This is a genomic window from Agrobacterium sp. GW821-FHT02D03, from assembly GCF_059421725.1.
In genome coordinates, this window is the sequence record NZ_JBWKVN010000002.1 from 1,190,347 (window position 1) to 1,213,124 (window position 22,778).

General features: G+C 58.6%; 19 protein-coding genes. 5 read left to right on the forward strand and 14 right to left on the reverse strand.

Annotated elements, in window-relative coordinates; all coding sequences use genetic code 11:
- Window positions 1-70: 70 nt before the first annotated feature.
- The gene (locus tag AC07U5_RS18825; RefSeq protein ID WP_494723919.1) at window positions 71-1,294 is read right to left on the reverse strand and encodes a PQQ-dependent sugar dehydrogenase; all 1,224 of its coding nucleotides are present in this window, start codon (window positions 1,292-1,294) and stop codon (window positions 71-73) included.
- A gap of 183 nt (window positions 1,295-1,477) precedes the next feature.
- Here AC07U5_RS18825 and AC07U5_RS18830 point away from each other — a divergent pair, with 183 nt between their 5' ends.
- Window positions 1,478-1,663, forward strand: a complete 186-nt coding sequence (locus tag AC07U5_RS18830) for a hypothetical protein (protein WP_062424028.1) — start codon at window positions 1,478-1,480, stop codon at window positions 1,661-1,663.
- Here AC07U5_RS18830 and AC07U5_RS18835 read toward each other — a convergent pair.
- From AC07U5_RS18835 to AC07U5_RS18845, 3 genes are read right to left on the reverse strand one after another with little or no spacing between them, the layout of a single operon-like run.
- Window positions 1,660-2,289 (reverse strand): class I SAM-dependent methyltransferase, encoded by a 630-nt coding sequence (locus AC07U5_RS18835; protein ID WP_494723920.1) that lies wholly within the window; start codon window positions 2,287-2,289, stop codon window positions 1,660-1,662. The genes AC07U5_RS18830 and AC07U5_RS18835 overlap by 4 nt on opposite strands.
- A gap of 8 nt (window positions 2,290-2,297) precedes the next feature.
- Window positions 2,298-2,966 (reverse strand): pseudouridine synthase, encoded by a 669-nt coding sequence (locus AC07U5_RS18840; protein ID WP_113272436.1) that lies wholly within the window; start codon window positions 2,964-2,966, stop codon window positions 2,298-2,300.
- A gap of 52 nt (window positions 2,967-3,018) precedes the next feature.
- Window positions 3,019-3,606: an IMPACT family protein gene (locus tag AC07U5_RS18845; protein WP_113272437.1), complete on the reverse strand. Its 588-nt coding sequence runs from the start codon at window positions 3,604-3,606 to the stop codon at window positions 3,019-3,021.
- 180 nt (window positions 3,607-3,786) lie between these two features.
- On the opposite strand from AC07U5_RS18845, the gene AC07U5_RS18850 reads away from it, so the two are divergent.
- On the forward strand, window positions 3,787-4,998 hold the full coding sequence (locus AC07U5_RS18850; protein WP_494723921.1) for a TIGR03862 family flavoprotein: 1,212 nt from the start codon (window positions 3,787-3,789) through the stop codon (window positions 4,996-4,998).
- A 140-nt stretch (window positions 4,999-5,138) separates the two neighbouring features.
- Window positions 5,139-8,090, forward strand: coding sequence for a hybrid sensor histidine kinase/response regulator (locus AC07U5_RS18855; RefSeq protein ID WP_494723922.1), 2,952 nt, complete (start codon window positions 5,139-5,141; stop codon window positions 8,088-8,090).
- Between the two features lie 66 nt (window positions 8,091-8,156).
- Here the strand turns inward: AC07U5_RS18855 and AC07U5_RS18860 are convergent, their stop codons facing one another.
- From AC07U5_RS18860 to AC07U5_RS18900, 9 genes are all read right to left on the reverse strand, one after another.
- A complete protein-coding gene (locus tag AC07U5_RS18860; protein WP_494723923.1) occupies window positions 8,157-9,101 on the reverse strand; it encodes a 2-hydroxyacid dehydrogenase in 945 nt (314 codons plus the stop codon).
- A 126-nt stretch (window positions 9,102-9,227) separates the two neighbouring features.
- Complete coding sequence (locus AC07U5_RS18865; RefSeq protein ID WP_111847489.1) at window positions 9,228-11,576, reverse strand: Wzz/FepE/Etk N-terminal domain-containing protein; 2,349 nt, start codon at window positions 11,574-11,576, stop codon at window positions 9,228-9,230.
- A 71-nt stretch (window positions 11,577-11,647) separates the two neighbouring features.
- Window positions 11,648-12,640, reverse strand: coding sequence for a glycosyltransferase family 2 protein (locus AC07U5_RS18870; protein ID WP_494723924.1), 993 nt, complete (start codon window positions 12,638-12,640; stop codon window positions 11,648-11,650).
- Window positions 12,637-13,506, reverse strand: coding sequence for a glycosyltransferase family 2 protein (locus tag AC07U5_RS18875; protein WP_494724278.1), 870 nt, complete (start codon window positions 13,504-13,506; stop codon window positions 12,637-12,639). The genes AC07U5_RS18870 and AC07U5_RS18875 overlap by 4 nt, the downstream gene beginning before the upstream one ends.
- Before the next feature lie 59 nt (window positions 13,507-13,565).
- Window positions 13,566-14,582 carry a glycosyltransferase family 2 protein gene (locus AC07U5_RS18880; protein WP_113272443.1) on the reverse strand — a complete coding sequence of 339 codons (1,017 nt, stop codon included), beginning with the start codon at window positions 14,580-14,582 and terminating at the stop codon, window positions 13,566-13,568.
- On the reverse strand, window positions 14,579-15,778 hold the full coding sequence (locus AC07U5_RS18885; RefSeq protein ID WP_494723925.1) for a glycosyltransferase family protein: 1,200 nt from the start codon (window positions 15,776-15,778) through the stop codon (window positions 14,579-14,581). Before AC07U5_RS18885 ends, AC07U5_RS18880 begins: the two co-directional genes overlap by 4 nt.
- A gap of 40 nt (window positions 15,779-15,818) precedes the next feature.
- Window positions 15,819-16,607 carry an endo-1,3-1,4-beta-glycanase ExoK gene (exoK, locus tag AC07U5_RS18890; RefSeq protein WP_494723926.1) on the reverse strand — a complete coding sequence of 263 codons (789 nt, stop codon included), beginning with the start codon at window positions 16,605-16,607 and terminating at the stop codon, window positions 15,819-15,821.
- A gap of 3 nt (window positions 16,608-16,610) precedes the next feature.
- Window positions 16,611-17,720, reverse strand: coding sequence for an acyltransferase family protein (locus AC07U5_RS18895; RefSeq protein WP_082479297.1), 1,110 nt, complete (start codon window positions 17,718-17,720; stop codon window positions 16,611-16,613).
- A 394-nt stretch (window positions 17,721-18,114) separates the two neighbouring features.
- Complete coding sequence (locus tag AC07U5_RS18900; RefSeq protein ID WP_494723927.1) at window positions 18,115-19,599, reverse strand: lipopolysaccharide biosynthesis protein; 1,485 nt, start codon at window positions 19,597-19,599, stop codon at window positions 18,115-18,117.
- A gap of 120 nt (window positions 19,600-19,719) precedes the next feature.
- Here AC07U5_RS18900 and AC07U5_RS18905 point away from each other — a divergent pair, with 120 nt between their 5' ends.
- Both AC07U5_RS18905 and AC07U5_RS18910 read left to right on the forward strand, forming a co-directional pair.
- Entirely contained in the window at window positions 19,720-20,685 is a 966-nt protein-coding gene (locus AC07U5_RS18905) for a glycosyltransferase family 2 protein (protein WP_494723928.1), read from the forward strand.
- Between the two features lie 52 nt (window positions 20,686-20,737).
- Entirely contained in the window at window positions 20,738-21,691 is a 954-nt protein-coding gene (locus AC07U5_RS18910) for a polysaccharide pyruvyl transferase family protein (protein WP_494723929.1), read from the forward strand.
- Between the two features lie 23 nt (window positions 21,692-21,714).
- Here the strand turns inward: AC07U5_RS18910 and AC07U5_RS18915 are convergent, their stop codons facing one another.
- Window positions 21,715-22,704, reverse strand: coding sequence for a glycosyltransferase family 2 protein (locus AC07U5_RS18915; protein WP_494723930.1), 990 nt, complete (start codon window positions 22,702-22,704; stop codon window positions 21,715-21,717).
- Between the last annotated feature and the right edge of the window lie 74 nt (window positions 22,705-22,778).

Consider the following 22,778-nt stretch of genomic DNA (forward strand, 5'->3'; position numbering starts at 1 on the left):
AACAGGTGTCCGTTCCAGAAAAAGGAGCGGGACATGCCCGCTCCTGTGAATTTGATCAGACTCCGGAGGATCAGGCGTCCGGCGCCAGACGGATGATCTGTGACTTGCCGCCGCCGCGCTCTTCGGTCACGGCGTAGATTGCGCCGTCCTTGCCGAGTTCGACATCGCGGATGCGGGCTTCCAGCGGCAGACGGCCTTCCGAAACCACCTTGTCGCCATCCATCTTCAGCACCACGAGACCCTGGGTGACCAACCCGCCGATCAGGAACGAGCCCTTCCATTCCGGAATGGCATCGCCATTATAGTAGACCATGCCGGAGGGGCCGACGACCGGATCCCAGTAGTAGGTGGGCTGCTCCATGCCCTCCTTGGCGGTCGCGCCTTCGCCGACCTTGTCGCCGCTATATTCGATGCCGTAGGTGATGACCGGCCAGCCATAGTTCAGTCCGGCCTTTGGAAGGTTCAACTCATCACCGCCCTTCGGACCGTGTTCGACGGTCCAAAGACGTCCTTCGCCGTCGAGGGCTGCAGACTGAATGTTGCGGTGGCCATAGCTCCAGATTTCGGGCAGGGCGTTTTCGCGGCCGACGAAGGGATTATCCTGGAGTGCCTTGCCGCTGGTGTCAATGCGGAACACCTTGCCCAGTCCGCTGGAGAGATCCTGGGCCTGGACGCGGGGCTCCTTGTCGGAACGCTCGCCAACGGTGACATAAAGCTCGCCATTATTGCCGAAGACGAGACGAGAGCCGAAGTGCTTGTCTCCGTCGTAGGTGGGCGTTTGACGGAAGATGACTGTGGTGTTCTCAAGCGCTGCCGTGCCATCCTTCTCCACCAGCTTTGCCGAAGCCACCGACGTGCCGTTGCCGCCATCGCGCGGTTCGGAGAAGGAGAAGTAGATCATTCCGGACGTTTCGAAATCTGGCGCCAACGCAATGTCGAGAAGGCCACCCTGGCCGTCAGAGGCTACTTCGGGCACGCCCTCGATCACGGGTCCGGCCTTGCCATCCTTCACGATGTGCATCGCACCTTCCTTCGCCAGGACCAGCATGCGGCCATCTGGCAAGAGGGCCATCGACCAGAGATGTGGAAGATCTTCGGCAACAACGGTCTTTTGCAGCGACGGCATTTTGTCGGGCTGTGGTGCGCGTGTCTGTCCTTCAAAAGCGGGCTTCTGGTTCGTCCCATGCGGTGGGTTCGTTTCTACAGGGCTCGCAGATTGCGCCAAGGCGTAGCCGGGAACGGCAAGAATGACAGACAGAAGTGTGGTGGTCAGCAGGTTTCGAACGCGCGGCATGGAACTCCCTTCCGGTTTAATTGAGCCGACCGGGAACATTTCGGTGCTTTTTAAGTTGCATCAACGTCCGTCAAGAAAACTTGATCGGCGCGTGTACAGTCCTATGTAATTTCTCGTCCACACGATTTACCCTGGAACGTTCTTCTGCGAGCGGCGTTTAGCTGCGTCGGTTAGGAGGGCATTATGCAAAGATTGGACAAGGACGAGCTTGACACTACCGAGGTCAAGCCAATTTTGAGCGTGATGGAGTTTTGCCGTCGCTATCGACTGGATGAGACCGAAGAGAAGCGTCTTCGCAAACTCTTCGGTGATTTTGCCTCGCGTCATGAGCTTTTGATGAACGCGCAGCGCAAGCCTGTGTTCCGTTAATCGTCGGAAACCTCAGCTTTGAACACCATGAACACGTCATAGCGCGTGTTCTTTCCGCAAATCTGATGGGAGGGCTTTTGAAGCCCCTCCATAGGCGCCGCCCGAAGCGGCCACTTCAAGACCACTCTTTTGTTTGCGGACTGCAAAGCCGCTTCCATCAGTTCCAGCTGGTCCGGGTCTGAACCCACCACATCGCGCAGCACCCGCATTTCTTTTTTGACCAGCGCGCTGTTGTGGCGGGGCGGGTGCATCGGATCGACCACCACCACGTCGGGCGACAAGGTCCTCAGCAACTCCCGGGAGTCCCCGTGAAGAAGCGTCATTCTGGAGGCGATCTCTTGATAAATGCCGCCTGCGGCGAGCGCTCTGGCAATTCCATTTTGCAGATGGGCATGCATCTCCGGCGACCGCTCGATCAGCGTGACATGTGCGCCAAGCGAGGCAAGCAGAAACGCATCGCGGCCGAGACCCGCCGTCGCGTCGACAATTGTGGGCGTGCGGCCTTTGGTGAAACCGGCGGCCTTCGGCAAAGCCTGTCCCCGCCCTTCACCTGAGCGCAATCGGTGACCGACTGCTCCGCCGACGAAATCAACGACAAATTCTTGACTTTCATCTTTCCTTGCCATGGCTCGTCTCAGAAGGGCGCGGGGATGCGAAAGGTCACATCGTGACCGTCAGGATGCTGGAAGCTCAGTTCTTCGGCGTGCAGGAGAAGTCGCTCCGATACGGCAAGGGCCTCGCCGCTGGCGTAGAATTCATCGCCAAGAATAGGATGACCGAGCGCTTTCAGATGCACTCGTAGCTGATGCGTGCGACCGGTCAGAGGACGCAGTTCGAGACGCGTCGCGGGCAGCGGCAGCCGCTCCAGAACACGCCACTGTGTCTGTGACGGACGTCCATTATCCTGGTCCACCCGGTGCCGCGGCTTGTTATCCGGGTCGATCGCCAGCGGGAGATCGATGTCGCCACTTTCGCCCGTCACCTCGCCCCAGACGATTGCCTGGTAGATTTTTTTCGTCGTCCGGCTTTCGAACTGGCTCGCGATGGCAGCATGGGCCTTTTTGTTCAACGACATCAAGACGATGCCGGAAGTATCCTTGTCGAGCCGGTTGATCATCAAGGCAGAGGGAAACTGTTTTTGAACGCGAGTCGCGAGGCTGTCAGCAAGTGCGGGATCTCGCCCTGGTACCGACAGCAGCCCGCTTGGCTTGTCCAGCACCAGCAGGCTCTCATCCCGGTGAAGGATCGAGATATAGGGCTCCAGCGGTGGATTATAGATCGGGTTGTGCAATTGGCCAGACATGCGAAGCCTCATAGCATGATTTGTGCCTCACGCCAGCGCAGCACGGGATGGTCTATTCAGGCAGCGGCAGAAGGACACGCCCACTGGTGATGTCCTGGATCATTCGCGCAACGCGTTGCGCCTCGCTTGAAGGCACACTGACGCTGAGGTCTGCCCCCGAGCCCGTGAATGTCTCGGCCTCGATGACCAGATGCTCAACGGATAGAAGGCGGGACTTGACCAGCGCGAGGTCGGAGAAGCCGCAGGTCAAAGTCAGTTGATAGGCAGGAATGATGGCGGTCTTCTCCGCATCCCTCAGACAGGACGCCGCCGTTCCGCCATAGGCGCGCACAAGGCCGCCACTGCCCAACAGAATTCCGCCGAACCAGCGTGTAACGACGACAGCGATGCTGTCGAGTTCATCCCCGTCGATCGCCTGGAGGATTGGCTTGCCCGCTGTTCCTGACGGTTCGCCATCATCGTTGAAGCGATAACTTTGGCCGATGCGCCATGCCCAGCAATTGTGGTTGGCCGCCGGGTCCGAATGGTCGGCGATAAAGCGTCTTGCGGCTTCCTCATTGGCAACAGGACCTGCCGTCGCGATAAAGCGGCTCTTCTTGATGTCCTGTTCGAAAGTTTCCGTCCGGATAAGCGTGAACATGACGCCTCAATAGCGCATATACGCGTTGCGGCAAACGCTCGAAAGCACGTGGCGATCTTTGAGATTCGCCCCTTCCGCCTTCGTTCTTTATCTTGTCGCATGTCGTTCTCGCAAAACCGCTGCACAGTTTTGCGCGACATGCTTTAAGAGGGCCGAACGGGCGAAGGATATTAGTTGGCAATGCAAAGAAAACAGATTGCGATCATCGGTGGAGGCCCGGCAGGTCTGATGGCTGCCGAAGAACTATCCACGTCGGACGTGGACGTGACTGTTTACGAATCGATGCCGACCGTCGCGCGTAAATTTCTGATGGCCGGAAAGTCCGGCCTCAACATCACCCATGGCGAGGATTACGCCCGCTTCACCACGCGCTTCGGCGCTTCAGAAGCCCGCCTTAAAAGCGCGCTGGACGGGTTTACACCGCAGGTGCTGCGCGACTGGGCGGAGGGGCTGGGACAGGAGACTTTCGTCGGAACCTCTGGCCGTGTCTTTCCGAAGGCGATGAAAGGCTCGCCTTTGTTGCGGGCGTGGCTCAGCCGCCTCGCGGAACGGGGTGTTGCGATCAAGGTGCGCCATCGCTGGGTTGGGCTGCGGAACGGCGCGCTTCTCTTCGATACGCCGGATGGGCAAATCGAAATCAAGCCGGATGCTGTTTTGCTTGCGCTCGGTGGCGCAAGCTGGCCGAGGCTTGGCTCGACGGGTGAGTGGGTGCAGGGTTTGCGGGAAGCAGGCGTGGACATTGCGGATTTCCAGCCGGCCAATTGCGGCTTCGATGTCGCCTGGAGCGAGCATTTTCGCGAGCGCTTTTCTGGCGAGCCGCTCAAATCCGTCGTCACCACGTCCGATGCGGGTCGCTTCGAAGGAGAGTTCGTCATCACCCGGCACGGGGTCGAGGGTGCCCTGATCTATGCGCACGCGGCCGCTTTGCGAGACAGTCTTCGCGAAGGCCGTCGGACTGTCCTCACGATCGATCTGGCCCCCGGTCGCTCGGAAGAGCGCCTCGCGCGGGATCTGGCGCGGGCATCCAGCAAGGACAGTTTCTCGAACAGGCTTCGTAAAAGCGTCGGGCTGTCTCCCGTCAAGGTCGCGCTGTTGCGCGAATGCGCATCACCACAGGAGATGTCCGCCAGCGAGCTTGCTCGGTTGATCAAGGCGGTTTCGGTTGTTGTTTCCGCACCTCGTCCAATTGCCGAGGCGATATCCAGTGCTGGTGGGATTCGCTGGGAAAGTATCGATCAGAACTATATGCTGAAATCCTTGCCGGGATTCTTCGTCGCAGGCGAGATGCTGGACTGGGAGGCAACCACCGGTGGATACCTCCTAACAGCCTGTTTTGCTACAGGAAAAGCGGCGGCTAGAGGTCTTCTGAACCGGTTGACAAACATCTGTTAGTCACATGATCGTCATACCTCTTGCATCACACATGAAAAAGAGCTTGATAAGTCCATTCAAATGGATAAGCGAAAGCCTGCTTCCATTTCCTGTATTCAAGACTTGGCGTGGCAAGTCGAAGTTCTTGTTGGTGAATTTGCATGACTGATATGGGTGCGTTTGCGAGTTGGCCTGTCGGCGGCGGAGAGGCGGGTGCCTTGGTACGCGCTTTTGACTGGTCGAAGACGTCGCTCGGGCCGATTGCCGAATGGCCGCAGATCCTTCGCCTGAAGGTGAACTCGGTGGTCAATTCACCCATCCCGCAGGTTTTGATGTGGGGGCCGGATCATGTGATGATCTATAATGACGGCTACATCGAAATCGCCGGAAACTATCATCCGCACGCGCTCGGCGGCACGGTTCCTGGCATCTGGCCGGAGATCTGGGACTGGAACGAAAAAATCCTTGAGGCAGGTTTTCGCGGAGAGGTGCAGTCCTTTCGCGATCAGAAAATGGTCCTTAACCGCAACGGCACGCCGGAGGAGGTCGTCTTCGATCTGTTCTACACGCCGATCTACAACGACGTAGGCATCGTCGAAGGCGTCCTGTGCACTGTTCTTGAAAACACCGAGAAGGTGAAGACCGTCCAGGCACTGGCTGCTAGTCGCGAAGAGCTCAGTCGTCTTACCTCTGCCTTGCCGATCCTCGTCGGTTTTATCGACCTCAACTACACCTATCGCTTTGCCAATCAGGGCTATCTCGAATGGTTCGGCTGGGCACCGGAAGACGTGCTTGGCAAGCGCGTCGTGGACGTCGTGGGCGAGGCATTCTTCAACGAGCGCAAGCCATTCATTCAGCGCGCCATGGCTGGCGAGCATATCGTCTCCGACACCAGCATACAGCGTCCTGATGGCAAGCGGCATGCGGCTGAAATCCGATACGTGCCGAGACGCGACCACAGGGGCGAGGTGGACGGCTGTTACATCCTCATCATCGATATCGAGACGAGGAAGCAGGCCGAGCGCGAAATCCTTCTTAGCAACAGCCGGTTCAAAGCTGCTGTTGAAGCCGTCCACGGTGTTCTATGGACGAACAGCCGAGAAGGCCGGATGAGCGGCGAACAGCCTGCCTGGTCCCAACTGACCGGTCAAAGCTACGACGAATATCAAGGCTTCGGTTGGGCAGAAGCGGTTCATCCTGGAGATCGTGAAGGATCGATCGACAGCTGGAACCGCGCCGTCGCAGCCAAGGCAACGTATGTCTGGGAGCATCGCGTCCGCCGGCGTGATGGCGTCTATCGCACCTTTGCCATTCGCGGCGTGCCGATCATCGATGCGCAAGGCGAGATCACCGAGTGGGTCGGCGTTCATACCGATATTACCGAGCAGCGCAGCGCCGAGGTGGCGCTGAAGGAGCATGCCGCCAGTCTCGAGCGCGAAATCCGTCACCGTATTCGCGCCGAAGATCAGCTTCGTCAGCTGAACGAAGGGCTTGAAGCACGGGTCGAGAAGGAAATTGCCGAACGCCGTCAGACTGAGCTTGCGTTGCAGCAGGCGCAGAAGATGGAAGCGATCGGCCAACTTACCGGCGGCGTGGCGCATGATTTCAACAACCTGCTCCAGGTCATTGCCGGAAATCTCCAGCTTCTTGCCAAGGATGTGGCCGGTAATGAAAGAGCCGAACGCCGTGTCGGCAATGCGCTTGCTGGCGTCAGCCGCGGTGCAAAGCTTGCAAGTCAGCTTCTGGCCTTCGGTCGCCGTCAGGCACTTGAGCCGCGCGTCATCAATGTCGGTCGCTTTGTCGCCGGCATGGACGATCTTTTGAGACGCTCGCTCGGCGAGGCCGTCGAGGTTGAGGTCATCACCGCTGGTGGCCTGTGGAATACCTATGCCGATCCGACCCAGGTCGAAAATGCACTTCTCAACCTTGCGATCAACGCGCGCGACGCCATGGAAGGAACAGGCAAGCTGACGATCGAAGTTGGCAATGCCTCGCTTGATATGGACTATGCGCGCAATCATGCGGAGGTGGAGCCCGGCCAGTATGTCATGCTCGCGGTGACCGATACCGGCTCCGGCATGAAACCGGAAATCCTCGACCGCGTCTTCGAACCCTTCTTCTCCACCAAGCCGGAAGGCAAGGGCACGGGCCTTGGCCTCTCGATGGTCTATGGGTTCGTCAAGCAGTCGGGCGGCCATGTGAAAATCTACTCGGAACTGGGGCAAGGCACGACGGTACGCATCTATCTGCCGCGCTCCATGGCGGATGAAGACAGAGAGATTGTCGTTCACAACGGGCCTGTCGTCGGCGGCTCGGAAACGGTGCTCGTCGTGGAGGACGATGACGAAGTCCGCGGCACTGTGGTCGAGATGCTGACCGATCTTGGCTACCGGGTTCTGACGGCGCGCGACGCACAGGCTGGCCTGACGGTTGCCGAAAGCGGCGTGCCGATCGACGTCATCTTTACCGATGTCGTCATGCCTGGGCCGTTGAAGAGCAGCGAGATGGCGCGCCGCGTCAAGGAGCGCATGCCACATCTCGCCATCCTCTTTACCTCCGGTTACACGGAAAACTCCATTGTCCATGGCGGCAAACTGGATCCTGGCGTCGAGCTCCTCTCAAAGCCCTATACGCGCGAAGCACTGGCACGCCGACTGCGCCACGTGATTGCCAACCAGAAGCAGAGAGCCGAATCCACCCGTGACCGCGCTCCTGATCAGGCGGTGCCGAGCGAGCCGACTGCCAAGGTAGAGCCCAAGGACGCGTTGCGTGTCCTGCTGGTCGAGGATGACGACCTGATCCGCATGAACACCACGGACATTCTGACCGAAGTCGGCCATGCGGTGGTGGAAGCCGCGAATGCAACGCAGGCGCTCGACCTGCTGGATCGGGAGGAGATCGACATCCTGGTTACCGATCTCGGGCTGCCGGATATGGGCGGTGCGGAGCTTGCCGTGCTGGTGAAGCAGCGCAAGCCGGACATCGCCGTGGTCTTCGCCACGGGTGACAATTTCCTGCCGAAGAATGCACCGGCTGGTGCGGTCCTTCTTTGCAAGCCTTACAACGAAAACGATGTGCGCTATGCCATCGGTCAGGCGATGAGCAACTCCTGATCCGTCACGAGCGCGTGTCGCGGTCTTTCAGATCGCGATACGCTTCAAGCCGATGCCTTGCCTGCGTCAGTAGCCTTTTTGCATATCGACCGTCGTCGGCAATTCTCCCGTCCTCCGCCAGTTGCGAATATTCTGCGCGACGATTGCGGCAGAGGAACTGCGATCGGTCGGTGCCGAGATGTGGGGGAGGACCGTAACGCTCGGATGGCTCCAGAACGGTGAACCTTCGTCTAGCGGTTCTTTCTCGAAGACATCGAGCACGGCATGAGCGAGATGACCACTCTCGAGCGATGCCAAGAGATCATCGGCCACGATAACAGCGCCCCTGGCGAAATTGACGATCGATGCGCCTGCCTTCATACGCTTCAAACGGTCGGCATTGATGAGGCCGCGGGTCTCGGAGGTCAACGGAACGAGGCAGACGACGATATCGCTTTTTTCGAGAAGCTCGTTTAGCCCATCTTCACCAGACAGTGTTGTCACGCCTTTCAGGTCTTTGAGCGAGCGGCTCCAGCCCATGACATTGAAGCCGGCGCCTCGCAGGCGTTTTGCAGATTCGGTGCCAAGCAGGCCTAGCCCGATAAGGCCAACCGCCACGTCTTTCGGATGGCGGTATTCGAGATCTTTCCAGACCTTCTTTTCCTGCTGCTGTCGGTAGGCGGGCATGTCGCGATGCAGGTAATAGGTCCAGGCGAGCACAGCCTCTCCCATAACGCGCGCCAGTTCCGGATCGGTCAGACGCACAATGGGCGGCGCTGTCGGTCCGAGTTCCGAAACAATCCGCTCCACGCCCGCCCACAGGCTGTGGATCCATGTCAATCCGGGGAGCTTCGCGATATCGGCTGGATCAGGATTGGCGACGATGGCGACCTCGGCGGCTTGACGTTCGGCGTCCGTCATCTGTCGAATGGAGACGATCTTTTCGTTCGGCATTGCCTTCGACAGCGCGTCGATCCAAGTCGCCTCCTCGTCGTCGGCTGCGCGAGAAACATAAGCGATTGGGGAGGTCATGGTCATCATCCTGCAAAAGATCGGCTGAGCCGACATAAAGTCTGAAAAGGAATATGAAATCCACCCCGCGACAGCGCTTGGGAACAAGAAAATGCCCGCTTGAGGGGCGGGCATCTTGTTGCTTGATCAGACCGTTTCCGGCACTGGCTTTTTGGCGTCGCCATAATAGGCGCCGAACTGCTCGTGGTAGTGTTCAGAGCCGCCCGGGTCTGCATAGCGCTGAAGCTCTGTCATATCCGTCTTGTTGAGAACGATGCCGAGCGTCTTGCTGGCGATTTCCGGTTCGTGGTTCATCAGGTTCTGAACCATCTGGATTGGCGTCTTGCCCCATTCGGTGACGAAGACGAAGCCATCCACCTGCGAGGCGAAGGCCTTGGCATCGATCACCGGCACGACAGGCGCCAGGTCGACGATGATGTAATCGCAGGCTTCACGGGCAGACTCCATGAACTTGCGCATGCCCGCGGATGCCAGCAGCTCGCTCGAATGGGCGAACTGGTTGCTGACGGAGACTGGCAGAATGCCCATCTTGGTTCGGCTATCGACCTTGACGGCCTTGGTCCAGGGAACGTCATCGAGAACCACTTCGACAAGACCGGCCGACTGGCGCGTGGTCAGCATACGGCTGAGACCAGGATTGCGAATATCGGCATCCACCACCAGCGTGCGCTTGCCCGTGGTGGCGATGAGCCCGGCGAGATTGAGTGCGACGACCGACTTGCCTTCATTCGGCAGGCAGGAGATCACGCCAATTACACGGCACTGACGCTCCTGGATCACAACATCAGCCGTCAGTTTCACGTTGCGCAGCGTCTCGGTGAAGCTGGAGCGCGGGCTGTCGACCGCAAGCCGCAGCATCTTTTGGAAAGAGACCTGCCCGTTATCTTCGATATTGGTATCAGGCACATCCGGCGTGGCCGCGCCAGTTTCCGACTTTCCGGTCTCGACCCCCTTCTCACCAATGAACGGCAGGTAGCCCAGGAAGCGCATCCGCAGATTGTCACGCACGTCGGCGCCGGTGTGGAAATAGCGATCGCGGAATTCCAGCACGGCGGCCAGACCGCCACCCAGCATCAGGCCCAGCACGATCGAAAGCGCCATCGTCATGGTCTTCTTCGGGCTGGAGGGCGATGTCGGCAGGCCGGCTTCTGAAATGACGCGTGCCTTGGCAATCGGGAAGGATTGTTTCTGCGAAGCCTCCTCGAAGCGACCGAGATAGGACTCGTAAAGGGTCTTCAGCGCGGTTGCCTGCTGCTCAAGCTCCCGAAGTTTGACCATCGTCATATTGGTCTGGGAGTTGCGGCCGGCAACGCGGTCGATGTTATCGCGCAGCGACTGTACACGTGACTGGGTGACATCGAATTCATTCTTGAAGCTACCAGTCAACTGCTGAAGCTCTTGGTAGATCTGGCCCGCCAAATCCTTTTTCTCGGCTTCGAGGGCGATGGCCTGCGGGTGATCCTTGCCAAACTGCTGGATCACGCCGCGCTCTCGATCCGAAATGCCGATGTAGCGTTTGCGCAGATCCTGGATGACCGTATTGTCCGTATCACGTGCCGAGACCACAGCGTTGTTGACCGCGTTGTCCGGCCCCTGGTCGATGATCGACTTGTACTGAGAGTAGCGGGCCTGTGCCGTCGCCGCGTCGGCCTGGGCCGCAATCAGTTGCCCGTTCAGATCGGCAAGCTGACCTTCCGACATCAACTCTCCGCGTGAGGATACAATGTTGTTGTCTGCTTTGTATTTCTCGACGGCCAGAGAAGCGGCCTGGGCGCGCTGGTTGAGATCCGTCAGACGTTCCTGCAGCCAGACCGAAGCGCGTTCCGACGCATCGAAATTGGCGTTCAATTGCTCGGTTAGATAGGAGTTCGCATAGGTCTTGGCGATGTTGGCGGCAAGCTGGCGGTCTGTGGAGCGGATCGAGATTGCGATGACCGAGCTTCGGCCAACGCGTTCCACCGTCAAAGCCTGCTGGATCACGGCAGCCGCCTTTTCCCGTTTGCCGTTGCGGATCGCCTCTTCCGACGCGGGGGTGTCGCTCGGTGTCACGAGATCGACCACGGCCTTGACGGAGGATTTGACGAGATCGACCGGGCCGGTCGGCGGATTGACGATGGTGTCGTTCTCGTCAAGCCTCGCCTTGTCCACCACCGTCAGAGCCATCTCTTTCGACTTTAGGATTTCGACGGCACTGGCAATCCGGTTGTCGATGACCTGGGCCGCAGGGACGGGGCTTTCTTCCTCGGCATAGCGAGACAGGCTTTCGTCGAGAAGCACCTGGGTCATCGCGGTATACACAGGGGTTGCCAGAACGAGATAAAGTCCAGCCAGAACCATGCTTGCAACGACGCAAGCGCCAATAATATTGGCCCGGCGCACCACAGCAGCCCATAGGCGGTCGAGGTCGATAAAGGTGTCGGAATCCTTTGCAGGGTCCGGAAAATGGCCGTTCGATCTAAAGGTTTTCTGGTTCATGGACCTACCTTGTCATTTTTATGGGCGCGGGACGCGCGGCAGTTGATTGCCTCGCTTGGTCACCGCAGCGTTCAGTTTCTGGCCGGCGTTGCCGAAGATAAGGCTGAAGGAAGAAGCGTTTTCTTGAGCTTTTGCAGTCTGACGGAAATCGGCATGCGGAGATGTTTGAGGGCGGAAGGGTCGCGAAGCGCGATCCTGATCGTGTCTGAGACGGAGCGCCGTTTGATGCTGTCGACCAGCATCAGGAAGTGCCTCGCCTGGATAAGGCTTTTGGTGCGCTCGACCTGCGCGTCCATCGCCGCCGGCAGAAGCGTGTACTGGCGCAGGAATTCCTTGTCTGCGGCGATCATCGCATCGACATGATGGAGTTCGAGCACGCGCGAAATGGAGCCCTGCCGGATATTGTAAACATATCCCGGCATCGGCTCGATGACACAGGAGGCACCGGACGCGAGCGCTGACGCCAGAAGAAGGTAATCCTCGCCGATGCGCAGGTCATGGCGGAAGCGAAGGCCGTGGTCGTTGAGGAAATCACGACGGAAAATCGGCTTTATGTAGCCAAAATTGAAAGTGGACTTGAAGAGGATGTTGGAGCGGATGAAGTCTTCAAGTGTGAGGACACCTTTCGCTTCAAGAAAGGCAGGTTCGAACATCGTCTCGCGCGGGCGTCCGTCGCTGTAAACGACATCCAGGTTATCGACGGCGATATCCGCATTGGCTTTCTCGGCGCGCATGATCATCTGCGCCATGCGATCCGGATAGACCACGTCGTCGGAATCGAGCACCGCAATCCAACGCCCCTGCGCGGCATCGATCCCGGCATTGCGCGCGCCGCCGGGGCCAAGATTGTTGTCGAGGGCAATCAGCTTGACACGGGGATCGCACTCGGCAACCGCCTGTACGACAGCGCGCGTATCGTCCGGCGAGCAGTCATCGACCACCACGATCTCGAGCGAGACATTGTCCTGCGCCAGAGCGCTGTCGATGGCAGCGACAATCGTGTCGGCGGCGTTGTAGGCGGCGATGACGAAGGTCACATCCGTTTCGGTTGGCAATGCGCTCATGCAGCCTCCACAGCGCCGTATTGGCGGATTTCACGAACGCCAAAAATGCCGCTTAGCGATCCGGCATGAAGTGCTGTGCGCAGAGCCGAACGGCTGCGACGGACGGGATCGAAAGCGGTGACTAGCGTGGCTGCGGCGCAATAGGTGATCTTTGCCGCCGTCGAGACGATCAGCGGCAAGCGCCGGAGCCCTGTCTTCTGCTCCGCTTGCAACCGTCCATGCGTCTGGCCCGAGCGAAAACGCCGCTTCGCAAGCCACATGAAGCTGGCACGGCTCTGGGGCACGGGTTCTGTCAGCAAGGCGTTTTCCGAGCAGGCGATACGTCCACCGTCCAGATGCATATTCGTGAAAAAATGCGTGTCTTCCCCGCCGCTCTGCCCGAGCGACAGGGCGAAGCGCCGACCGTTCACCGCAGGAGACGCCATGCGCAGCAGTGTGTTGCATGTGTAGCCGGTGATGATCTCCCCACTCACCCAGACAGGCCGGGTGGAGTGGAAGTCGCCCTTCTTCATCCAGCCCGGCGCATCATCGGCATAGAGCGCTGTCACAGGACCGAGCACGGCATCGGCTTGCGTCTCATGCGCCGTCTTCAAAAGCTCGGTCAGCCAGTTTGCCGGCGCCGTTTCATCGTCGTCGATGAAGGCCAGAAAATCGGCTTCGCATTCGGAGAGGCAGGCATTGCGGGCAATGGAGATGTTGGACTTCGGGCAATGGACGTAATGGATCGGGAAGGGTGAACGCTCGCGCAACGCGTCGATCAACGCGCGCGCCGAGGGTTCGGCGTCATTGTCAGCCACGATCAGGCGCACCGACACGCGCTGCGGAACGTCAAGCCGAAACAGCGAGAGCAGCGTATCTACCACCATCGGGCGGCGATAGGTGCAGATGCCAATATCGACTTTCACAGGAGTTGCGGGATCATACGTCACGAGACAGCCTTCCCTGCCAGTGGCTGGGGCGTGGTGATGGAGCCCAGAAGCTCACGCCAGAAACCTGTCGACCAGGCCAGATGCATGGTCATAGCCGAGACGGCCGCAAGCGGCCCGTAGGGGTTCTTCTCTGCAATTGCCATCCACACCCCATAAGCTAGACATGCGGCAATCCAGAGGCAAAGCGGGACAAGGGCGATCCAGTGGACGAAGCCGAAGAGCGCAAGCGCAGCACAGGGCAGCACCGCAAGCGGGATCATCTGGCGGATTTTTGGAATGGTGCGGTGCTTCAAGAGGTTCTTCGCCCGGCCTCGGCCATAGGCCATATATTGGCGGAACAGCGGACCGATGCTGGCACGCGGATAGTAGGTCATTCGTGTTTTGTCAGTCATCCAGATGCGAAAGCCAGCCTTGCGCAAGCGGTGGTCCAGCTCGGCGTCTTCATTGTGACTGAAGCTTTCATCATAGCCGCCGACGGCCTTGAACGCCTCAATCCGCATCAGGGCATGGTGGCCGTGATCGATCCAGCGACCCTTGGCGCCTTCGCGATGCTTCGAACCGCCATTGCCGAGCTTGGAATTCTGCGCAACCGCCGTGGCCTTCTGGAACGTGCCATGGCCGACCGTATCCATGGCGACAACCACGGAATCCGCACCCGTCGCGACGGCATCTTCCAGCAGTCTATGGCAATAATCGTCAGGATAGTCGCCATGCGCATCGATACGGATCATATAGTCGTAGCCCTCTCCAAAGACTTCGACCGCGAGGTTGATGCCCGCGCTCTGGATGCGCTTTGGGTTGGCAAGCAGAATGACGCGCTGATCCTGCCGGGAAAAATCGGCAACGATGTCACGCGTTCCATCCGTGCTGCCGCCGTCTGCAACGATGATGCGATCGTCCGGATGGTTCAACGTGCTGGAAAATTTCAACAGCAGATCGTCGATCGTTCGTGCCTCATTGAGGCAGGGAATGACGATCAAAGTCTTCACGCCGGGAACAGAGACTGATTTCATGATGTCCTCCCGCTCAAAGCCATCGAAGGAACTGCATCGACCGGCCGACCATCGGTTCGCATGGTCAAGGATTGAAGCACGCGGACAAGCTCGCGGCAGTCGTTTCGATCCGTGATCCATTGCTGCCGGTCGATTGCTGCCAGCGTTTGGAAGCTTTGGAGATAGGAGGCATCGCTCAATTCGGAGAACAGCGTTTCAAGCGACGCGACGTCGGCCGTCTCGAGAACATGCCCGATCTTTCGCTGCTGCAAAAAGCGCGCGGTTTCGGTGCCGGCGACCGCAATCGGCAGGGCACCATGGAGGCAACCTTCATAGAGTCTGTTCGGCAAGAGCCAGCTTGAGTTCTGTCCTTCTTCGAAAAAGTCGATGGCCCAGGTGAACTGGACATCGTTGTAGATCGACGCCAGATCCTCCGGATTTCTATAGGCGCCATGGAAAGAAAGATGAGGCGCGCGCTCAACGAAGCCGTCGAAGTCATCGAATTCGGAATAGGCCGGGCGGCCGCGCAAGACCACTTCGACCTTGCCGTCCATCTTTGCGGCGAAGTCGGCGAGGATTTGGAGTGATTTGCGGCAGCGCAACGCCCCGAACCAGCCTATCTTCCAAGGTTCTCCCGCTTGCGGCAGGCGCGGGGAGGGGGCTGTCATGTCGTCGCCATCCAGCGCCAGAACCTTGTTTTCCTGCAAAAGCACGGGAAGGTTCAGACCGGAACGCGGCTTGAAATAATTCTCCACGAATGCCGGTGAACTGGTGATGAGGAGTTTGACGTTCCGGCCAAGCGCACGCTGAACAGCGTTCAGCAGTTTGCCAGGCAGCCCGTCGTTCAAAAGAAGCCTGTGGATGTCGAGACACTCGTAGACGACCGGAACGTCCGCACCGAAATGGCTCACGGCGCGCCGGGCAAGCGCCAGCATTTCCAGATTGCGGGCGATGATGACGTCGGGTTTCTTCACGGGCGATAGTTTGCTCGCAAGCGTGAGGCTTGCTTTTGCCACGCAGGCGATCCGCTGGGCGAAGCGGCCATCGGCCGTTTGTCCGAGATCGATCGGGGCGACGCCATCGACGTCGGCCAGCCCGTTGTCCGCGCGCTTGAAACCCGCGAGGCTGACGGTCGCGCCACCGGCCCGCAGCGTCATGACGCGACGACGGATGGCAGGGTCTGCCAGATCATGCGCAAAATAGAGAATGTGGGTCATGTCCGATCCGTTCATCTTCGTCTGACTTTGGGCGTCTGCATCAGTTGGTCTGGCAGGCGACGGATTCCGAAAACTGGCACTTGTCGCCGAGCGCGGTGAAGGCGAAGCGGTCGACCTGCATGGTCACAGGACCCGAATAGTCGAACTTGCCCATCCAGCTTTTCAGCGTATCGGTACCCCACAGGCTGAAGAAGATTTTCTGGGCGTTTTGCGGAATCTTCGATGGGTCTGTGACCTCGTGAACCATCTTTCCGTTCACGTAGTAGCGCAGTCGCTGCGGCTCCCAGACGAAGGCGTAATCATTAAAGCCCTTGTCGGCACCACCCGGCACATCCACCAGCTTTTCGTTGCCGCCCTTTGCCGAGATATACTGGTTCAGCTGGACCTGATTGCTGTTCTTGCCCAGGATCTCCATGTCGATCTCGTCATGCGGCTTCTTATCGGTTGGCCCGATATAGGTGAAGAAAGCCGAATTCAGGCCGGAGCCCGGCGCGGTCTTGATGCGCGCTTCATAGGTGCCGTAGCGATAGCGGCCCTTGGTCTGGATTTCTCCGCAGGAATAGTTGCGGTCTCCGGCCTTTTCATCGCTGAAGCCGAGTTCCAGATGGCCGCTTTCGAAGGCGACCAGCTTCTTGGACCACGTGCAGTTCTGGTGCGGGCCGTTGTTCCAGCCATCGGAAACGTACCAGAAAGAGCGGTCCATGCTGTCGAAGTTCTCGATGAAGGACTTGCCGTTCTCTTCCTGGGAAAAGGCGGGAGATGCGCCGAACGTGATGGCGATCAGTGCGGCAGCCACGATGCGCGGCTGAGATAGGGCGGGGTAGGTCATGTGTTACCTCCGTCGTTGCGTATAGGCGGGATTGGCAGAAGATTGGGGAGCGGCGGCAGCTTCCGCCGCGTCGTTATAGGCAAGGGGCTTCGGCTTGCCGCTACGGCTGCCGGTCAGGACTGCATAGAGCGAGGGCAGCCGGGCGCGGACCTGCGCGTTGCTGATGATCAGCAGCACGAAGGTCAAAGCCACCGCGCCGATATAGAAGGCGGGATAGAAATCGAGATCCCCCTTGTTCCACACCATCCATAGGATGACGAGCAGGGGATAATGGGCGCAGAAAATCCAGAAGCTCAGGCTGCCGGTTTGCGATAGACGCTGGCCAAGACGGTTCTGCACGAGCAGGGACGAGGCGACCCAGAAGCCCAGCACGCCGAAGACCGCCAGCAAGTTGCGCATGAGATTGAGGCCGAAGGTAAATTCCGGCCCGGTCCAGTACAAGGCGGTGGCAAGCGCGGCGGCGACGATCAGCGTGACCACCGTCAGCGGTTTGGCATAGGGATCGAGCATCTTCAGGTCGATCTTGTGGAGTGCGAGCGCAATGCCGAGCGTGAAGCTGAAGAGAATGGATTTCTTCTGTACGATCAGCAGACCGAGATCCGGGATCGCCGTCAGGAGCAAGAGAATGGCAAGCGTCGGTAGCGCAAAGCGACGAACCAGCAGCGCTAAAAGCGGCGACAGCAGAATGCAGACGAAAAGATCGCGCAGGAAGTAGAGCGGCACATTGACGGGAAGCTCTTCCACCGCAACGCCATGGCTCAGCATTTCGCGCGGGCTGGCGTTCCACAGGTCAGGAAAATAGCCAACGCCAATACCTGCACGCTGGAGCAGCATGACCGCAATGAAAAGCCCGCCATTCCACAGCAGAAATGGCAGAAGCACGGTCTTGGTCTTGGACTTGATCGTTGCCGGGTAGCTGAAGGCATTCCAGCCGCGTCGGAACAGCAGATAGCCCGAGATCGCGCTCAGGCACGGCACACCGATGCGGAACAGGGCATCACCAAGAAACACCCGGACCCAGTCGAAAAATCCGTAAAGACCCAGAAAAGGACTTGTTTCCGGATCGTGCGGCACGTGAACGAACACGATGCCGGATATTAAAATTATGCGCATCAAATTGATACGGGAAGATAGGTTCTGATCAACAGTCACATCAGTTACCCTAGTTGGGCGGTGTCTCCCCTCACCGCGTTTCACACAGAGCGAACTTGAAGCCCGTGCGCAAAAGTCTGGTTTTCACTTAAGGGCAAAATGTGGCAGCGCGGGAAAATCGCGCCGCAAGATATGAGGGGTAAATGTCTGGATGCTACTTTACTAAAACAAATTATTTTCATTAAGTGTATGATTTTATTTCACTTATTTTTCTTATCGTGCCGCCGTCATGAGTGTGTCCTGAGGCTGAGAAGAAGAGAGCCGTAATGCTGCATTGCAAAATAAACTCGCGAGTTCGCCGTATTTTCTCACGGCGGTGGGGGCAGAATCGCTTCGACAGCCCGTGCCGCCCCCGTCAGCTCGTGATCGGGGCAGGGGTGCCTTGGTCTTTGCGCGATCTCACAAGACCGATGATTTTTTGCAGCAATGCGCGTTCGGTCAGCAGGATCAGGACGCCGTAGATCACACCGCCAGCGACAGCGCCGACGAGCACCTGCATGTATGCGTGCGGCAGCGCGTCGCCCGTCCATTGCAGAATGTAGCGGACCGCAAGAGCCATGACGAAAGCCGAGATCATCGGCCGGCTGCTGACATAGAGGCCCGAAAAGAAGGGGGTTTCGCTCGCCTTGAACACGGCCCAGGAATAGGCAATCAGCGTTGCCGCATTGACGATGCAGAGCCAGATCATCGCGTCTATGAGCGAGCCATAAACCGCGGCAACCCAGACCGCAGCGGTGGTTACGACGGCGCGTATCGTGGCGGACCAGAATAGCACGCGCCCGTAGCCGGCACCCTTCAGATAGGGGATGAAAGTGCTGCATGGGGTGAGGATGGCTTTCGACAGAGCAAGAAGGCCGAGCACAGGCCAAGCATAGGCCCAGTTCTGTCCGAAGATCACCAGCATTGCCGGTTCTGCAACGGCCCAAAGGCCGAACATCATCGGTGCCAGGATGACGGTCAAGACCTGTGTGCTGAACATCAGCGCTTCGCGCCGCCGCTGGCGGTCGTCCATCATGCGGCTGAAGGCCGGGAAAAGAACGCCCATAACGGCAGAGAGCACGACCTGGTTGGGAATGCTGGCAAAACGGTTTGAGGCGGAATAGGCGCCAGCATCGGCAAGACCGAGATAGCGGGCGATGATCACCATCGGCGATTGAAAGGTGACGAAGTTGGCGATTTCCGAGCCCATCAGGCCGGAGCTGAAGCCGAGCAACGGGATCAACCGCTTCGGCTTCATGACGAGGCGCGGCGTATAGCGCGATACGGCATAAAGCCCGACAAGCCGGATGAGGGCTGCGGCGAAAAGCTGGATGATCAGAGCCCAAACGCCGAAGCCGGCGAAGGCCAGCACGACGGCGAGGATGGCCGCAGCACTTTCCGACGTCATGCTCCAGATGGCGTCCTTGCTGAAATTCATCCGCCGCGCCAGAAGCGAATAGGCAACATCGCCTGCCAGTTGCAGCGGAATGAGAAAGGCCATGATGCGCAGCAGATAGGCGCTTTCCACGGCACCTAAGAGGCCACCGAAGAACTCTGCGCCGAAGTAGAGGATGGCTGCCATGGTGCAGGAAATTGCCAGATTGGCCCAGAAGACGGTATGGATCGTATCCATATCCTCTTCCTTTTCCACAATCAGAGCGGAGGTCAGACCAGCGCCTGCAATCATCGTCAAAAACTGCACGACAGTGAGCCCGACAGCGACAACGCCGAATTCTTCCGGTGTCAGCAAACGTGCAAGAATCGGGACTGTGACAAATTTAAGCCCGAATGTGCCTGTCTTTGAGAGCACGCTCCAGCCGACATTGGCCGTGATGGTTTTGACGCTTGGGGCTGGAGGCATGGGTCCATCCTGTGTCTGGAGGCCGGCAAAAATCGTGGAGCCGGCGGGAGGGTTGCCACTCATCGGGGCCGTAAGTCTACGGCGGGCCCGACACTTCTTGATGAAACAAGGGGCGAAACAATGGCGAAATTTACAGTCGTTATTCCATACTACCAGAAGAAGCATGGCATACTCGGTCGAGCGCTTGCATCGGTTTTTTCTCAAGCATGCCAGGATTTCGATCTCGTCATTGTCGACGACGAATCGCCGTATCCCATTGAAAATGAACTGGCGGAGCTGACTGAAGAGCAGAAAAACCGCATCAAGGTGGTCAAGCAGGCGAATGCCGGTCCAGGTGGTGCGCGCAATACCGGGCTCGATCATGTGCCCGCCGAAACGCGCTATGTGGCCTTTCTTGATTCGGACGATATCTGGACGCCGGAGCACCTGAAAAATGCAGAGCTCAGCCTCGATCGGTTCGAAGGCGAATGCTACTGGGCGTCCATGCAGGCAAGCGATGAGTTCTATTATCACTTCGCCATGTCGGAGCTCGAAAAGAACGAGGGCGCAGCCCGTCTGAGCGAATCACCGCGTGTCATCGAGCTGCTGGATCTCGCCAGCGTCATGCTGCGCAACTGGAGCTTCCTGCATCTTTCCTGCATGGTCATCGGCAGGCCGCTCTTCGAAAAGATCCGTTTCGATCCCGCCCTTCGGCTGGCTGCAGAGGACGTGCTCTTCTTCTGCGACTGCATTCTTGCATCCAGGCGCACCCTTCTATGTGACGATGCCGGTGCGGCACGCGGCATGGGCGTGAACATCTTCCACAGCATCGACAACACCTCGCCGGAATTTCTACGCCAGCAGTTCAACACCTGGGTCGCGCTCGACACCTTGCAAAGTCGTTTCTCCAAACGTCCCGCCGATGTGGCCTCCATCGCGTCCTACAAGAATACGGCGCGCAGACAGGCGCTCTGGAGCCAGGCCGGCAAGCTGAAGCGTCGCAAGGCGCCGGAGCTTGGCCTTCTGTTCAAGTGGATGATGCGTGATCCTGCGATCTTGCGTGCAGCCTTCGAACTTGGGGCCGGCAAGATCGTCCGCTCGAAGTGATCGTCTCTTTCGCGGCTTTCTTTCAGGCCCTTTTTTCACTCAGGAGAAATCCATGAAACCTTACCATTGGGAATCCCATCACGGGAATTTCGGCGACGACCTCAATCTCTGGCTCTGGGATTTCCTGCTGCCGGGGCTTCGCGATGTTCATCCGGATGTTCTGCTCGTCGGCGTCGGCACCGTTCTCAACGATGTGCTCTTCCCTCCCGGCCAGCGCAAGCTGGTGATCGGCAGCGGATATGGCTATGGGGCCGTGCCCGATACATCGAACCCCGATCTTTGGGATATCCGTTGCGTGCGTGGTGAAATGACCGCTGCCAAGCTTGGATTGCCGTCCGAGAAGGGCATCGTCGATCCCGCCGTGATGGTGACGGAGATGCCGGAGTTCCAGAACCTGCAGAAGATCTACAAGAAGACCTTCGTTCCCCATTGGGAATCGGCGGAGTTCGGCATGTGGGACACTGTGTGCGAACCGGCTGGTCTCACCTATCTCGATCCGAGAGGAGAGGCGAAATCGGTCATCAAGCAGATTGCCCAGTCGGAAATGATCGTGGCCGAATCCATGCATGGCGCGATCCTTGCCGATGCGTTTCGGGTTCCCTGGGTGGCGGTCAGCACCTCGCAATCGATCAACAGCTTCAAGTGGAGTGACTGGGCAGGAAGCGTCGGCGTCGCCTACGAGCCTCGTTACATTCCCGTGTCCACACGCGCAGAAGCTGCAAAGAAGGGTTCGAAGTTCTGGGGCATGAGCTTTCCGCCACCGCCACCGCCTGTCATCGTCGAACACACACCTGCAGCGCCACATGACGATGGCGATGTGCTTGTCCGTGCCGAGACCCAACGCCCGCTGCGCAAACTGGCAAAGCAGGTCCTCGCCGCCCCGTCGATTCTGGCGCTATGGCAGGCAAGCCGTGCGGAACCAAGACTGAGCCCAGACGGACGGCTGGAAGAGCGTAAGGAGCGCTTTCAGGCGGTTCTGGAAACGGTCAAGCGGGACTACTTCTGAGACGAAACACGCCGCTTTTTCCTTCAGGAAGACAGCGGCGTTCCTTTCAGGAGATAACGGATATCGGCGGGCTGAGTGGGCTTCTTGCGCAAGCGCGCTGTCTTGTCGTGCCAAATCCCGTTGGTGATGGCAGGAACGGCGGGAAGGCGTCGCAATGCATGAACCATGGCGCCACCCAAGCCACGCTGTGATTTGGCGTCGAGGAAATCCCGCAATTCAAACTTCTCCCGAATGTGCCGCTCATGCTCTTTCAGTACTGATTGTTGTTCAGCAGAGAGAGCGTAGTCGGCGAGGATGTTGCGATCGGCCTCGTAGAGCAGCCTCAGATCCTGCGTGCTGTGTCGCCCGCTCAAGGAATTGCCGCGCACGATGGCACCGTAACCGCAATTGCGGATGACCTTGTAGCGTGCGCCTGAGGCAAGTGCCCGAACGTAGAGTTCATAATCCTCACCAAGCCGCAGAGCTTCGTCATAGCGAAGCTGGTGCTGGTCGAGAAACGATCGGCGGATGACGGGTTTCAGAAAGCCGGTTTCACCGCGCTCAATTCCTCTCGTCGAAATATTTCCAGTCACGAATTCCGTGAGCGTCAGGAAGTGATGCTGGGGAGCAAAGCGATGGGGAATGATATTGGTGGCCGAAGGTGACCCTTGCTGAATGAAGGCAATATTGTCTGCGACCAGATCCCAGTCGTCCTCCGCAACCATTGCAGCAAAGCGGCCTTGGAAAAAGAAATCGTCAGCATCCAGAATGCTGATCAGCGGCGCAGAGGAAATGCCGATCGCATGATTGCGTGCGGCGGACGGGCCACGATTGATATCGAAGCGCTCAACGATCAGCCGTCCCGTTCCATCATCGCATTGCTTCGCAACCTGGAAGGTGTCGTCGGTGGATGCATCATCGATGACGACGACTTCCGAGACTTCCGGCTCCGCCAGCGCTGATCGGATCGCCTCTGCGATCGTCGATGACGCGTTTTTAGCCGCTATGATGACGCAGATGGATTGTGAGCCCATGACTTCGCTCCCGTTCTTCAGCATTCGACACGATTACTGGACAGAAAACATGTCAGGGATGAGGAGAGGGAAGT